This is a genomic window from Rhizobium sp. CCGE 510 (genome assembly GCF_000292525.1).
In the GTDB taxonomy this organism is placed as follows: domain Bacteria; phylum Pseudomonadota; class Alphaproteobacteria; order Rhizobiales; family Rhizobiaceae; genus Rhizobium.
Window position 1 is genome coordinate 63084 of the sequence record NZ_AEYF01000022.1, and the last position, 14982, is coordinate 78065.

14 protein-coding genes are annotated in these 14982 nt (G+C 62.5%); 7 read left to right on the forward strand and 7 right to left on the reverse strand.

Going from position 1 to position 14982, the window contains the following annotated elements:
* Positions 1-7: 7 nt before the first annotated feature.
* From RCCGE510_RS12060 to RCCGE510_RS12080, 5 genes are all read right to left on the reverse strand, one after another.
* Positions 8-241: a DUF6429 family protein gene (locus RCCGE510_RS12060; RefSeq protein ID WP_007630262.1), complete on the reverse strand. Its 234-nt coding sequence runs from the start codon at positions 239-241 to the stop codon at positions 8-10.
* A 107-nt stretch (positions 242-348) separates the two neighbouring features.
* Entirely contained in the window at positions 349-1557 is a 1209-nt protein-coding gene (locus RCCGE510_RS12065; protein WP_007630263.1) for an MFS transporter, read from the reverse strand.
* 108 nt (positions 1558-1665) lie between these two features.
* Entirely contained in the window at positions 1666-2283 is a 618-nt protein-coding gene (locus tag RCCGE510_RS12070) for a TetR/AcrR family transcriptional regulator (RefSeq protein ID WP_007630266.1), read from the reverse strand.
* Between the two features lie 60 nt (positions 2284-2343).
* Positions 2344-3261 carry a bifunctional helix-turn-helix transcriptional regulator/GNAT family N-acetyltransferase gene (locus tag RCCGE510_RS12075; protein WP_007630268.1) on the reverse strand — a complete coding sequence of 306 codons (918 nt, stop codon included), beginning with the start codon at positions 3259-3261 and terminating at the stop codon, positions 2344-2346.
* A 235-nt stretch (positions 3262-3496) separates the two neighbouring features.
* Positions 3497-4216, reverse strand: a complete 720-nt coding sequence (locus RCCGE510_RS12080; RefSeq protein WP_007630270.1) for an aspartate/glutamate racemase family protein — start codon at positions 4214-4216, stop codon at positions 3497-3499.
* Between the two features lie 156 nt (positions 4217-4372).
* Between RCCGE510_RS12080 and RCCGE510_RS12085 the strand changes: the two genes are divergently transcribed.
* From RCCGE510_RS12085 to RCCGE510_RS12095, 4 genes are all read left to right on the forward strand, one after another.
* Positions 4373-4837: an Lrp/AsnC family transcriptional regulator gene (locus RCCGE510_RS12085; RefSeq protein ID WP_007630271.1), complete on the forward strand. Its 465-nt coding sequence runs from the start codon at positions 4373-4375 to the stop codon at positions 4835-4837.
* 153 nt (positions 4838-4990) lie between these two features.
* On the forward strand, positions 4991-5518 hold the full coding sequence (locus tag RCCGE510_RS33350) for a BA14K family protein (RefSeq protein WP_081525717.1): 528 nt from the start codon (positions 4991-4993) through the stop codon (positions 5516-5518).
* Between the two features lie 237 nt (positions 5519-5755).
* On the forward strand, positions 5756-7021 hold the full coding sequence (locus tag RCCGE510_RS12090; protein ID WP_007630278.1) for an NAD(P)/FAD-dependent oxidoreductase: 1266 nt from the start codon (positions 5756-5758) through the stop codon (positions 7019-7021).
* A 426-nt stretch (positions 7022-7447) separates the two neighbouring features.
* Complete coding sequence (locus RCCGE510_RS12095; protein WP_007630281.1) at positions 7448-9403, forward strand: TetM/TetW/TetO/TetS family tetracycline resistance ribosomal protection protein; 1956 nt, start codon at positions 7448-7450, stop codon at positions 9401-9403.
* Between the two features lie 181 nt (positions 9404-9584).
* Here the strand turns inward: RCCGE510_RS12095 and RCCGE510_RS12100 are convergent, their stop codons facing one another.
* A complete protein-coding gene (locus RCCGE510_RS12100) occupies positions 9585-10631 on the reverse strand; it encodes an NAD(P)-dependent alcohol dehydrogenase (protein WP_007630282.1) in 1047 nt (348 codons plus the stop codon).
* Between the two features lie 217 nt (positions 10632-10848).
* Here RCCGE510_RS12100 and RCCGE510_RS12105 point away from each other — a divergent pair, with 217 nt between their 5' ends.
* From RCCGE510_RS12105 to RCCGE510_RS12115, 3 genes are all read left to right on the forward strand, one after another.
* Positions 10849-11757 (forward strand): AraC family transcriptional regulator, encoded by a 909-nt coding sequence (locus RCCGE510_RS12105; RefSeq protein WP_007630284.1) that lies wholly within the window; start codon positions 10849-10851, stop codon positions 11755-11757.
* Positions 11758-11851: 94 nt separating this feature from the next.
* On the forward strand, positions 11852-12910 hold the full coding sequence (locus RCCGE510_RS12110; protein ID WP_007630290.1) for a glycosyltransferase family 2 protein: 1059 nt from the start codon (positions 11852-11854) through the stop codon (positions 12908-12910).
* A complete protein-coding gene (locus RCCGE510_RS12115) occupies positions 12910-14592 on the forward strand; it encodes a hypothetical protein (RefSeq protein WP_007630291.1) in 1683 nt (560 codons plus the stop codon). The genes RCCGE510_RS12110 and RCCGE510_RS12115 overlap by 1 nt, the downstream gene beginning before the upstream one ends.
* A 5-nt stretch (positions 14593-14597) precedes the next feature.
* Here the strand turns inward: RCCGE510_RS12115 and RCCGE510_RS12120 are convergent, their stop codons facing one another.
* Positions 14598-14963, reverse strand: a complete 366-nt coding sequence (locus RCCGE510_RS12120) for a DUF4087 domain-containing protein (protein WP_007630293.1) — start codon at positions 14961-14963, stop codon at positions 14598-14600.
* Positions 14964-14982: the final 19 nt, after the last annotated feature.

Consider the following 14982-nt stretch of genomic DNA (forward strand, 5'->3'; position numbering starts at 1 on the left):
CCGGCGATTATCGTGTCGGTCGCATGAATAGCGTGCGGAACAATTCCTCCGATCGCTGCAACCCTTCGTCGCTCAGAACGACCGACTTGGCCTTGCCGGCGGGATTTTCAATCAGACCCTTCTGATGCAAACGCTCCATCACGTCCCAGTCGAAACCCTTCCAGGCCCGATCGCCGTCATGCAGCGTCAGCCAGAGCAATGCAAGGACGGCATCGTCGATCTTTTCTTTATCCATTTCCATGCCGGAAGCATCCTTGCCAAAACGAGAAAATCCCGCGGTTCTCCTGTTTTAACCCGCGCATAGCCCCGAAATCGACTCCGATTTTCAGGACTATGCGCCCGACCTTACTACTTGCCGCGCCCTTCCGTCAGGAATAGCAGGAAGGCGAGCGCCGGAAAGGCGAAGCCGATCCAGGCGGTCATCGTCCAGCCGCCGGTCGCATAGGCCCAGCCGCCGACCGCCGAGCCGAGGGCGCCGCCGGTAAAGAAGGTGGCCATGAACAGGCCGTTGAGCCGGCTGCGATGTTCCGGGTTCAAGCCATAGATGGCGCGTTGGCCGCAGACGAGATTGGTGGTGACGCCGAAATCGAGCATGATCGCCGCCGTCGTCAGCAGGATCAGCGCGGTAAGCGAGCCGTCCGCGGCGAAATGGCTGATCAGGAACGAAGCCATGCCGAGCAGCATGGCAAGCGTTGAGGCTATCTTCGTCATGCCGCGATCGGCAAGCCGGCCGGCGATCGGTGAGGCGATGGCGCCGGCGGCACCCGCAAGCGCGAAGAGGGCGATGCCGTTCTGCGTCAGGCCGAAGGCAGGGCTTGCGAGCAGCAGAGGTGTCGTCGTCCAGAACAGGCTGAAAGCGCCGAACATGCCGGCCTGATAAAGCGCCCGGCGCTGCAGTAGGCGCGAAGTCAGCGCCAGATGCCCCATGGAGGCAAGCAGTTCGCCGTAGCGCAGCTTCGTCTTCGGCCGGCGGGCGGGCAGGTTGGCGCGCAGCACGATGGCAAGCACGATCATCAGGGCTGCGGTGACGTAATAGACCACATGCCAGGAGGAGGCCTCGGCGACGAAGCTGGCGAAGGGGCGGGCCAGCATGATGCCGCAGAGCAGGCCGCTCATGACGTTGCCGACGACCTGACCGCGCGTTGCATCGGGCGCCATGTTGGCGGCGAAGGGAACCAGAACCTGAACGGCGACCGATGAAAGGCCGATGCAGAGCGAGGCGACGAGGAAGGCTGTGGGCGTCGAAGACAGCGCCGCGCCGATCAGCGCAACGGCGGAGACGGCAACCAGCAGCAGCACAAGGCGGCGGTTCTCGGTGAGGTCGCCGAGCGGCACGATCAGCAGCAGGCCAAGGCCGTAACCGATTTGCGTCAACGTGACGATCAGGCCGGTGGCGGCCGGCGTGAAGCCGAGCTCGGCGCTGATTGGGCCGGCGAGAGGCTGGCCGTAATAGAGATTGGCTGCCACCAGCCCGCAGGCGGCAGCGAAAAGGAAGGTGAGCCAAGGGGATAGCTCCCGATCAATGGCCTTATCCGGCGTGGTGGCTGAAATGCTCATCAGAAACTCCGGTATTCAAATTGTTTAGGAATAATCTCAAGTCATACCGCTGCTGGCCACCCGTTTCTGGTCATGCCGCGGCTTGTCGCTCCGGGAGGCGGCCGAATGTCAGCTCACCAACTTCATGGCAGCTTCGGCAGCGGCAGCCATTTCCTCGCCGCCGCGGCCTGTCTTGCCGATGACGCGCATTCCCTTGGTGAGGCAGAGAACCGCAAGTGCTACCGCCGATATATCGAGATCCGCCTTGATCGAGCCGTCGGACTGGCCGAGGCGGATCAGGTCCGAGAGAAGCGTCTCGTCCGTCGTGAAGGCGGTCGCGACGCGCTCGGCCGCCTCTTCGTCGAAGAGGGCGAGATCGCCGGCACTGCCGACGACGAGGCAGCCCTGCCTGCCGATCTGCCCGTGCGAAGAGGAGGCAAAGAAGGTGATGAGCGCATTCAGCTTATCGCGGCCAGTCTCGACACGATCGAGTTCGGCGTTGAGCATACCGCGGCGCACGGCGCGGTAGCGGTCGAAGGCGGCGAGGAAGATGCCACGCTTGTCGCCGAAGGCCTTGTAGACGCTGCCGGCGGCAAGCCCCATGGCCTCGGTGAGTTCGCTGATCGAAGCGGCATGATAGCCCCGCTCGGAAAAGACGCGGAGAGCGGCATCGAGTGCCGCCTCTACATCGAATTCCCGCGGGCGTCCGCGGTTCCGGGTCTTCTCTTGGGGTTTCGTGGTGTTCATGTCCGCCTAATTAGGAAATGATCGTTTCCAAATCAAGCGAAATTTTTGCGACACAGCAAGTCAGAGGGTGAGGACCCAGTTTTGGCCGTTGGCTTCGGGGCCGAACATCCGGTGTCTCTCCTCGGAGACAAGGCGGAAGCCTGATTTGACGTAGATGGCGCGGGCGGTCTCCAGCATGTCGTTGGTCCAGAGCTGAAGCTTGCTGTAGCCTTTCTGCCTGCAAAAGCGGATACATTCGTCGACCAGCAGTTTGCCGAGCCCGAGCCCGCGGGCTGACTTGTCGACATAGAGCAGCCGCAGCTTGGCGATGCCGTCACCGCCATTGGTGACGAGGACCGAACCGACATTGATGCCGCCGCGCTCGGCGATCCAGCAATATTCTTTTTCGGGATCGAAATTGGCGAGGAATTTCCCGGCAACCTCGGCAACCAACGCCTCGAAGCGCAGGTCCCAGCCATATTCCTCGGCGTAGAAGCGGCCTTGGCTCTGCACGATCCAGCCGATATCGCCGGCCCGGTGGGCGCGGATGACGGCGGGCGCAGGCTTGGCCGCGGAGTCGAGCAGGGTGCGGATGGTGTCCATGGCCGAAACGACGGCTTGCGGCTCGCCAATTGCGAGATTGTCGAAACGGGCAGCGATCTGGGCATTGGCGCGCCGGCCGAGTTCTTCGAACTGCTCTCGTCCCTGATCGGTGACATTGATGATCTGGCTGCGCAGGTCGGCCGGATCCGGGCTGGTCGCAATCAGCCCCTCGGCGCGGAAACGCTTGAGGATGCGGCTGAGATAGGCGGGATCAAGATGCAGATCACGGACAAGAGCCACGGCGCTGACGCCGTCATGCGAGCCGATCTCGAAGAGAATGCGGGCATCCGTCAGCGTAAACGGCGAGCCGAGATAGGCCTTGTTCAGGAGGCCGAGGAAGTTCGTATAGAAGCGGTTGAAATCGCGGGCGGTTTCGATCAGGGCGGTATCCGACATGGTGATCTCCAGATGGAGATCTGGCCTGACGTGATAAAGCTCGCTCCTCGCTCGGCGTCATCCTCGGCCTTGTGCCGAGGATCTGCTGCCCTATCGAACGGAGGCAGATGCTCGGGACAAGCCCGAGCATGACGGAAGAGAGGTTTGCGACTATCCGCACAAGCCGACGAGAATCTCCTGATGGAGACCTTTGTCCTGCATTTAGTTGACTGAGTCAACTAAATTAACTGCGCACTCAAGCTGCCTCTTCCGTTTCCGCTTCCTCCGTACCGAGCGCGAATTCGACCGCCGCCCGGGCATGGATGGTGGTGGTGTCGAAGCCCGGCAGTGGCAGGCGGTCGGGATCGAGGATCAGGCAGATCTCGGTGCAGCCGAGGATGATGCTGTCGGCGCCGTGCTCGATGGCGCGGTCGATGATATCGATCAGCTTTTCGCGCGAGCTGTCGTGCACCCTACCGGCGCAGAGCTCGTTGAAGATGATGTCGTGCACGGTGGTGCGGTCGGCGGCGTCAGGCACGAGGATATCGAGGCCGAGGCTCTTCATCCGGTCGCCGTAGAAGCCATGCTCCATGGTGTAGCGGGTGGCAAGCAGCAGCGGGCGCTTGCGGCCGGCCGCATGCAGCGATTTCGCCGTCTCGTCGATGATGTGGATCAGCGGCACGGAAATCTTGGCGGCGACTTGTTCGGCGATCAGGTGCATGGTGTTGGTGCAAATGAGGACGCAGCCGGCGCCGGCCGCCTCCAGGCGCGCTGCCACCTCGCCGAGACGGCGGGCGGCGCCTTCCCAGTCGCCGGCCTTCTGAAGGGTCACGATCTCCTCGAAGTTGACCGAATGCAGGATGAGCTCGGCTGAGGCGAGGCCGCCTTTGCGGGCGCGCACCATCTCGTTGACGAGGCGGTAATAGACCGCCGAACTTTCGAAACTCATGCCACCGATCAAACCTATCGTTTCCATCTTCCTGCTCTCCACGCTCCTGAACTTTTGAAAATGATGCCGCAATCCCGGCGCGGCGTGTTTGCGTTGTTTGTCTCCCGTGTGAAATACGTGATATGATTTTGCGTGGTTTCAGGAAACCATGCAAGAAAGAGGCGTGAGGTCCATTTCACACACATGCTGGATGATCGCGACAGACGAATTCTCGATATGCTGCAAAAGGATGCAGGCATATCCGTGACCCACCTTGCCGAGCGTGTGGCGCTATCAGTGTCGGCCTGCTCTCGGCGCATCCAGCGACTGGAGGAGAGCGGCCATATCGCCCGGCGTATCATCGTGCTCGACCGGGAGAAGATGGGCGTGCCGACGACGGTCTTCGCGCTCGTCAAGACAGCCCATCATTCAGACGAATGGACGGAAAGTTTCCGCAGGATCATCGCCGACATACCTGAAATCGTCGAGGCGCACCGGCTGACCGGCAATCACGATTACATCCTGAAGATCGTGCTGCCGCGCGTCGAGCATTACGATGTCATCTATAAGCAGATCGTGCGCAAGCTCGAACTCTTCCACGTCTCGGCGTCGATCTCGATGGAAGAATTGAAACATGGAATGGCGATACCCGTGGGCTATGCCCGCTGACCTGTCGCTAGAGGAGGAGCCGATGATCCTCCGCGCCATCGATCGCGATTAATTTGCCTCTGGATGGAACGTTTTTCGACAAATTACGTTCACCTTTGGTTCAGGAGGAGGGGAGGATATTCTCTTTTCTTGGAGGAATAGAGGAGGACAGTCATGAGAAAGCTAACCGTCGCCGCGTTATGCTTGATCATAGGGTTCCCCGGCGTCACGCCGGCTCAAGCGTTTCCGGCTATCAACCCGCCCAAGATGGAACCTCAGCAGCAAATAGAGCATGTGCAATGGCACGGCGGAGGCGGCCACGGCCACGGGGGTGGCGGCTATCACCGTGGCTACCATCATGGTCATGGATCGGGCTGGGGCTGGGCCTTGGGTGGTCTGGCCGTCGGTACGATCATAGGCGGCGCACTGGCGCAGCCCTATTACGGATCGTATTACGGCTCACCCTATGGCTATTACGGTTCGCCGTCGCCCTACGGCTATTATCGTCGGCCCTATGGCTATTACGGTTCGCCTTACCGCTATTACGGCCGGCCCTACCGCGCCTATGCATCGTCTGCCTATTATGGACGGGGCGGAAGCCACGAGGATTGGTGCTATGCGCGCTATCGTTCGTACAGGGCGTTCGACAATACGTTCCAGCCCTATCACGGACCCCGTCGCCACTGTGTCGGTCCCTATTGATCGGCACGTTACGCATCTGCGCTATGAACTGGTTCCAGGCCGACTCGGTCTGGGCAGCCTTAACTCCGCTTGACTCTCGCTCCACAAGCTTCGCTGCGTCGGATTGCCGGAGAAGCCGATAATCGTTGCGGCCCTCGACCGCCAGCGGCGCAGGGCAGGCATGCCGAAACGGCGGTTGCAACCTTCGCGGCGATGGCCACATTGGTCTCGAGCCAAATGGCGCAAAAGGGGCAGGGCATGAGCGATCATCATGTCGTCGTTGTCGGCGGCGGTTTCGGCGGGCTGCAGCTCGTCAACGGGTTGAAGGGTGCGGGCGTGAAGATCACGCTCATCGACCGACGCAATCATCATCTCTTCCAGCCGCTGCTCTATCAGGTGGCGACCACGATCCTTTCTACCTCCGAAATCGCCTGGCCGATCCGCCGCCTCTATGCCGACCGGCCCGACGTGACGGTGCTGCTCGGCGAGGTCACTGGCGTCGACAGCGCTGCCAAGACGGTGTCCTTACGTGGCGGCTTGACTCTTGGTTATGACACGCTGGTGCTGGCGACCGGGGCGACGCATGCCTATTTCGGCCATGACGAATGGGAGCCGGTGGCGCCCGGCCTGAAGACGCTGGAGGATGCGACGACGATCCGACGGCGCGTGCTGCTCGCCTTCGAGAAGGCGGAGATGGAGGCGGATCCTGCCGTGCGCGATGCACTTTTGACCTTCACCATCGTCGGTGCCGGGCCGACCGGCGTCGAGCTTGCCGGCATCATCGCCGAACTTGCGCATTTCACACTGCCGAAGGAGTTCCGCAACATCGACACGCGCAAGACCCGCGTCGTGCTGGTCGAGGCCGGCCCGCGGGTGCTGCCGAGCTTCGCCGAGGAGCTTTCGGCCTATGCTCAAAAGGCGCTGGAGAAGCTCGGGGTCGAGGTCCATCTCGGCAAGCCGGTGACCGACTGCAATGCCGACGGCGTGAAGATCGGCGAGACCTTCGTCGCCAGCCGCACGATCGTCTGGGCGGCCGGCGTCACCGCTTCGCCGGCGGCCAAATGGCTCGGCGTGCCGGCCGACAGGGCAGGGCGCGTCGTCGTCGAAAAGGATCTGACCGCGCCCGGCCTGGCCGATGTCTTCGTCATCGGGGACACCGCCTCGGTCATGCGCGAGGACGGCAAACCGGTGCCGGGTATTGCGCCAGCCGCCAAGCAGCAGGGCGGCTACGTCGCCAAGGTCATCCGCGCCCGCCTGTCGGGTAAGCCGGCGCCCGCATCCTTCCGCTACCGGCATCAGGGCAGCCTCGCCACGATCGGCCAGAGTGCCGCGATCATCGATTTCGGCCGGATCAAGCTGAAGGGCTGGATCGCCTGGTGGATCTGGGGCCTTGCCCATATCTACTTCCTGATCGGCACCCGCTCCCGCTTCTCCGTCGCCTGGAGCTGGCTGTGGATCTATCTCAGCGGCCAGCACAGCGCCCGGCTGATCACCCAGCGGGAGACGATGCGGGAGGAGGGGTAGATTTCTTCAGATCAAGTTGGAGGAGAGCAAGAGAGCCTGCCTCGGGGCACCCCCCCTCTGCCCTGCCGGGCATCTCCCCCACAAGGGGGGAGATCGGCTCGCGGATGGAATCTCTCCAAACAATTGATGTTGGAACGAGCGGGTTCGTTCGTCCAGCCAATCTCCCCACCTGTGGGGGAGATGCCCGGCAGGGCAGAGGGGGGCGGCCACGGCACGCCGGCGCAGGAGACCAGTCACGGCTCGTTTGCGCCGTGACGGTACTACGCCTACGCTTGACACATCTCCCCACACCGCCTTAGCATCCGGCCCGCGTCTCCCGACCGCCACCTGGATAACGCATCCAGCCGTATCAACGGATAGAGGTTCCAATGCGCCGACTCACTTCTCACGAAAATCACATCCGAATTTCTGAGAAGTTGGTGGTTCATGCGCACTTTGAATCTGGGCATCCTCGCCCATGTGGATGCAGGCAAGACTAGCCTTACCGAAAGACTGCTTTTTGACGCCGGCATCATCGACAAGCTTGGCAGCGTCGATACCGGCAATACACAGACGGACACTCTCGAACTCGAGCGGCAACGCGGCATCACCATCAGGGCCGCGGTGGTGTCGTTTGCGATCGGCGACACGACCGTCAATCTGATCGATACACCCGGCCACCCCGACTTCATCGCCGAGGTCGATCGGGTGTTAGGATGGCTGGACGCGGCGGTCGTCGTCGTTTCGGCGGTCGAAGGCGTGCAGGCACAGACGCGGGTGCTGGTGCGGGCGTTGCGGCGGCTTGGCATTCCCTTCGTCTTCTTCGTCAACAAGGTCGATCGTCTTGGCGCCGGGTATCCGGAGGTGCTGGAGGCGCTTGCCGCCCAACTGACGGTCAGGCCGATCGCCATGTCTTCCGTCATCGATGCCGGCAGCAAGCTGGCGCGGGTTGAGGCTCTGGCAACGGGAGAAGAGCCGCTTTTTTCCGCGCTGTGCGAGGCCCTCGGGGAAAACGACGAGGCGTTGCTCGATGATTATGTGCTCGCTCCCGAGCGGCTGACGGCGGAAAGGCTCGGCTGCTGTCTGGCCGATCAGGTCGCGCGCGGGCTGGTACATCCCGTCTTCGCCGGGGCGGCCATGACCGGCGCCGGCGTGCCCGCGCTGACCTCGGCCATCGCGACGCTGCTGCCCGCACGGCGGCCCGATCCGGACGGGCCGATTGCCGGCAAGATCTTCAAGATCGAGCGCGGCTGGGGCGGCGAGAAGCTATCCTATCTCTACCTGACCTCGGGCACGGTGCGACTGCGGCAATATCTGGATCTTCCCAGGGGCGAGGAGCGGGCGACGGCGATCCAGCTTTTCGAAGCCGGCCGCAGTCATGGTGCGGAAAGCTTTCGCGCCGGACAGATCGCCCGTGTCAGCGGCCTTGCGGGCGCGCGGATCGGCGATGCGGTGGGCGGCGATCCAGCCTCGGTCGGTCGGGCGCATTTTGCCCCGCCGACGCTCGAAACCCGCGTCCTTGCCCGACGGCCCTCCGACGAGGCGGCTCTCTGGCTGGCGCTGAACCGGATGGCCGAACAGGATCCGTTGATCAATCTGCGCCGGAACGAGCAGGCGGACGAGGTCTTCGTGTCCCTTTACGGCGAGGTGCAGAAGGAGGTCATCCAATCGACCCTGCTGACCGATTTCGGTCTTGAGGCCGGCTTTGAGGAAAGCACGATCATCTTGGTCGAGAGGCTTGTCGGCACGGGAGACGGCCTGCAGATCCTCTTCAAGGAGCCCAATCCCTTCCTGGCGACCGTTGGCCTGCGGGTCGAGCCACGTCCTCCCGGCTCCGGCAACAGCTTCGCGCTTGAGGTGGAGGTCGGCCAGATGCCGATCGCCTTTTACCGGTCGGTCGAGGAAAGCGTGTTCGAAACGCTGAAGCAGGGCATCTTCGGCTGGCAAGTCATCGATTGCCACGTGGCGATGACGGCGGCGCGTTACAGTTCGCCGGCAAGCACCGCCGCCGATTTCAGGCAACTGACGCCCTGGGTGCTGGCAACGGCGCTATCGGCAGCGCAAACCGTCATGTGCGAGCCGATCGACCGCTTTCATCTCGAAGCACCGGTCGAAAGCCTGAGCAACGTGCTCACCCTGCTTGCGAAATCCGCCGCGACGACGACGGCTTCCGTGATCGTCGATGGCGTAGCCCGGCTCGAAGGCACCATGGCGTCTCAGATGGTTCAAAATGTCCAGCAGCAATTGCCGCGGCTGACGAGCGGGGCAGGGACGATGGAAACCGGCTTCGACCACTACGCGACGATGGCCGGCCCTCCGCGCGTCCGCCGGCGTTCGTGGCCTGATCCATTCAACCCGGTCGAATATCTGCTGCGGTTGCAGTCCAAGAGAGCTTCATACTGAGGTGCGCGGGCCGAAGGCCGGAGCCTCAAGCCACGGGCGGATGTTCCGACGTGGCGGGCGAGAGCGGCGTTGGGTGATGCTTCGAGGCTTCGCCCTAAGGGCTACGCACCTCAGCACGAGGACGGATGGTGGGTGCCGTTGCAAAAAAAAGGCGGCCCCCGAAGGAGCCGCCTCGCATTCCTCAAGCCGCCAGCGAGGCGATATCGATGACGAAGCGATAGCGGACGTCGCTTTTCAGGACGCGTTCATAGGCTTCGTTGACCTGCTGGATGTTGATCTTCTCGATCTCGGAGACGATGTTGTGCTTGCCGCAGAAGTCCAGCATTTCCTGGGTTTCCTTGATCGAGCCGATCATTGAGCCGGAAATGCTCTTGCGGCCTGGGACCAGCGAGAAGGCGTGGACCGGGATCGGGTTTTCGGGAACGCCGACCACCACGAAGGCGCCATCCACTTTCACGAGGCCGAGATAGGCGTTCCAGTCGATCTCGGCGCTGACCGTGCAGATGATAAGGTCGAAGGCGCCGGCGAGCTTCGTGAAGGTTTCCGGGTCGTTGGTGGCGTAGTATTCCTTGGCGCCGAGCTTCAGACCGTCTTCCTTCTTGGAAAGGCTCTGGGAGAGAACGGTGATGTCGGCGCCCATGGCGGAACCGAGCTTGACGCCCATATGGCCGAGGCCACCCATGCCGACAATCGCGATCTTCTTGCCGGGGCCGGCATTCCAGTGGCGCAGCGGCGAATAGAGCGTGATACCGGCGCAGAGCAGCGGCGCCGAGGCGTCGAGCGGAAGGTTGTCCGGAATGGACATGACGTAGCCTTCCTTCACGACGATCGAGTCGGAATAGCCGCCCTGCGTCCGCGTCTTCCCATCGGCTTCGAAATCATTATAGGTACCGCTGAGACCCGGCATATACTGCTCCCGATCGAGATCGCGCTCGGCGCAGCCGACGCAGGAATCGACGAAGCAGCCGACGCCGACGCGGTCGCCGACCTTGAATTTGGTCACGGCGGAACCGACGGCCGTGACGATGCCGGCGATCTCGTGGCCTGGCACGATCGGGTAGACGGCGTTCTTCCATTCGTTGCGGACGGTGTGGATGTCCGAATGGCAGATGCCGGCAAACTTGATGTCGATGACGACGTCATCGGCGTTCGGCTCGCGGCGTTCGAAGGTAAACGGGGTCAACGGTTGCGACGCGTCGGTTGCGGCATAGCCTTTTGCGATAGCCATCTGAAGCTTCCTTTGGGGTTGGGAGGGGTTGAGCGGGATGGCGGACTATTGCCCGGAACTGGCCAAGGGCGTTAGAGTGATCCTCTCAGCTTCTTGCACGATCCTGCAAAAGTGAGGCGCCCGCCTGTTTGCGAAATGCCAAAGGCACTCTAGATGAGGGCGGTATCGCCCGCGCCAGACAACTGACAGTCAGACAGCCGACAGAAAGAGTTGCCGCATGACTTTGCCTTTCAGCCCCTATCAGGAAATTGTCGACATCGCGATGCGGTTCGCGCCTGGCGACGGTGAGTTCTCGACAGAGATCGGCAATCTTCACGTCAGCCGCCGGTCCAAGCCCAGCGATCCGCTGCACGGCAGCTACCGGCCCTGTTTCGCCTTCGTGCTGCAGGGGGCGAAAAGCCTGCAGCTTGGCACGGAAGTTATCAGCTATGGAACTGGAGACTATCTGCTGACCTCGCTAGACTTGCCGGTCGCCTGGCGGGTGACGGAGGCAAGCCCCGAGGTTCCGCATCTCTGCCTGGGGCTGGCGATCGATTCCGAAAAGTTGCTGGAGTTACTCAGCCGCATCGATATTCCGCCCCCGGCCGTCCATACCGACGGACAGCGCGGGATGGTGGTGAACGTTGCGCCGCCGGAGCTTATGGATGCCGCGGTCCGCCTGCTGCGCTTGCTCGATCGTCCAGGCGACATTCCCGCCATGGCGCCACTGATCGAGCAGGAAATCCTCTACCGGGTGCTGACCGGGCCGCACGGCGCCCGGCTGATCAACATCGCCACGGCTGACAGCCACAGCAACAGGATCGCGCGCGCCGTCGCCTGGCTGAAGGAGAATTTCGCCCGGCCGCTGCGCATCGAGGACCTTGCCGACCGTGTCAACATGAGCGTCTCGTCCTTCCATCACCATTTCAAGTCGGTCACGGCAATGACGCCGGTGCAGTATCAGAAGCAGCTTCGCTTGCATGAGGCACGCCGCCTGATGTTCGTCGAGCGTCTCGATGCCGGCACGGCGGGCCACCGCGTCGGCTATCAAAGTCCGTCGCAGTTCACTCGCGAATACGGGCGCCTCTACGGCGCCTCGCCGGCCCGCGATGTCGACGGCGCGCGCGAGGTCATGGCAGCGGAATAGCGCGCGACGCACCAAGGCACGCCGCGGCATTAAAGGATGTTTGACGTTTCGTGGCTAGTCTGGCGCCGAATATCAAGCAGGCACCGCTGTCCGCATGACGCAAGTACCACTTCTTTCCATCATCGCGCCTTGTCATAACGAGGAAGAGGGCCTGCGCGAGTTCTGCCGCCGCTCCGCCGCTGCTGCTCAGAGCGTCGCCGGCGATGCCTTCGAACTCATTCTCGTCGATGACGGCTCCTCTGATCGCACCTGGGAGATCATTTCGGATCTGGCGGCAAAAATGCCGCAGGTGCTCGGCGTTCGTCTGCTGCGCAATCACGGCCATCAGCTGGCGGCGACGGCAGGGCTTTCGGCGTCGCGGGGCGAGCGCGTGCTGCTGATCGATGCCGATCTTCAGGACCCGCCCGAGCTTCTCTTGATGATGATGCCGATCATGGAGCGCGGCGCCGACGTCGTCTACGGTCAGCGCACGCGACGCGAGGGCGAAACCTGGTTCAAACTCGCGTCCGCTTCGCTTTTCTATCGCGCCCTCTCCAAGCTTGCTTCCGTAACCATCCCGCGCGATACCGGCGACTTTCGGCTGATGCGCCGGCGCGTCGTCGATATTTTACTGGCGATGCCGGAGCGTGATCGCTTTATCCGCGGCATGGTCAGCTGGATCGGCGGCAGGCAGGTGGCTCTCCCCTACGAGAGGGATGCCCGTTTTGCCGGCGCGACGAAATATCCGCTGCGCAAGATGATCAATTTTGCGCTCGATGCGATTACCAGCTTTTCAACGACGCCGCTGCGTATAGCCACATGGCTCGGCATGGTCAGTGCCGGCGTCGCGATGGCGCTGCTGGTCTACACCTTCGTTCGCTGGCTGCAAGGCGAAACCGTCACCGGCTGGTCGTCGATCATGGCAACCGTCAGTGCCTTCAGCGCCATCCAGCTGATCTGCATCGGCATCATCGGCGAGTATCTCGGCCGTCTCGTGCAGGAGAGCAAGAAGCGGCCGATGTTCATGATCGAGACAATCCTGCGCGGCGGCGAACCGGCCGAACTGCCCACGACTTTCTCGGAGATGGGCGCCGGCGACAAGCGCGCCGCACTGGACGCAGCCTTTGCACCCGGTGAGCCGTCGCGGTCGCAAAAGAGCGGTCGGATCGGCTGATGGACCGGATCGCCGCGCCTGCCGTGGTTGCAGCCGGGTCCAAGGAAACGACTGCCCGGCAAGATTCCACTGCTGCGATCGTCGTTTTCGTCGGGCTCGCTGCGGCCCTGGTCCTGCTCTTTCCCTTCCCGCCGGTTCTCGATTACGCCAATCATTACGCCCGTATCTGGCTGCTTTCGGGCGGAATCGGCGAACAGCCGTTTCCTGAGATCTACGCGGTCGATTGGAACCGCACATTCACCAATGTCGGGATCGACGTTATCGCCACCTGGCTGGGGCCGTTTGTCGGCGCCGACCGATTAGCGCGCGCTTTGCTTTTCCTGGCGATCGTGCTGCCGCCGCTTGGGGCGATTGCCCTGCACCGCGCGCTTTTCGGCGGCCGGCACCACTGGCAGACCGCCATTCTGTCGCTCGGATGGTGCGCGACCATGATCGGCGGTTTTATCAACTTCCAGATCGGCCTCGGCATGGCGCTCGTCTTCGCCTGCATCGACCTGCGGCTGCAGGGCAGGAATCCCGCCCTGCAGTTTGCCTGGCGGCTCGCCGCCGCATTGCTGCTGACGGTAATGCATCTCTTCTCGCTCGGCTTCTATATGGCGATCGTCTGCGGCCTCGAATTTTCCTGGCGCGTCGATATATTGCGATCGAAGTCCGGTCTTCTCAGGCTCGCCGGCCGGCTGGCGCTGGCGCTTGGAGCCTGTATCCTGCCGCCGCTCGCGCTCTATATCCATACGGCGGCTCTGCCGAATGCCGGTGGCGACGGCCTTGGCCTTGTCTGGAATGACGGCATCGTCCTGATTGCCCTCAATCTGCTCTCCGCCATCACGACCTATGTCCCGGTGGTGGATGTCGTGTTGGTGCTGCCACTGATCCTGATCTGCACGCGTGCTGCACGCGCGGGCGACATCCGCGTGCATGCGGGGCTTGCCGTCGCCACCTGCGGCCTGCTGATGCTCTCGTGTATTGCACCTCGCCACATGCTCGGCACCGGATGGATCAGTTGGCGCTTTCCGATCATGGCGGCGCTCGTTGCCATGGCAATGATGTGCCCGTTTGCTCATCTCACGCGCCGGCAGGCGCTGTTGCTGGCGCTCGTCATCAATCTTGCGGTCTTCGGCCGGACCGGCTGGATCGGCTGGAACTGGTGGCTGGCACAGCAGGACGTCGCTGCCGTCGAGACTGTGCTGAAAAAGGTGCCGGCCGGTGCGGCTGTGCTGCCTCTGGGGCATGAACCCGAGGCATTGGGTGGCCTTGCCCACTCCAACCGGCATTTTTCATGGGGGCTGGATACGTTCAGACACCTGCCGACGCTCGCCGTACCCTTATCGCATGCTTTCGTACCGACGCTCTTCACCGCCAAAGGCAAGCAGCCGCTAGCCGTTCTGCCGCCATGGTCGGAGATCGCGGTTCCCGAGGGCAATCTATTGTCGATCGGCGTGCTTTCATGCCCGGCAATGATGCAGGAATATAGAGATTTTACGCCCTATCTGTCGGATTGGCGCAGACGTTTCGATTTCATCCTCGTCGCCAATGCCGATATTCCCGACCGCTATGTCGGCGCCGTCATGCCGGCGGGCGTGAGGCTGATCGAAGATGCAGGTTTCGCAAAGCTCTACGCGATCGACAAGGCGACGCCGGCAGAACCTCTCTCGATCCCCGCCGGTTGCGCGAGGGCGTCTTAGAGCGGTCAGCCGGGGAGTTTCAGCGCCTTGTCGGCACGGCATCTGGCGAGCTTCAGCTGGCGGAAGGAGAGGATTTTCGTGATGCGGTCCTTGCCATCAGTTTCGACGCTCATGCAGGCGCAGGCATAGCCGTAATTGCCGTTGGTTTTGACATAATCATGTTCGGAGAGGTCTGAGATCAGCTCCATGCCTTCCACCTCGCCGGCATCGTCACCCTGGGTCATGATCGTCCAGGTGTTGTCGGCATCCTGTAGCCACCAGTTGGCGGGCGTCGGGTTCTCGATCCAGCCGCAACGGTTCTCGGCGGCCGACGCGCTGGTTGCGACCACAAGGGTTGCGGTCATCACCGCGGTGGCTATCCGGTATTTCATGGGTCTTCCTTGTTGCTGG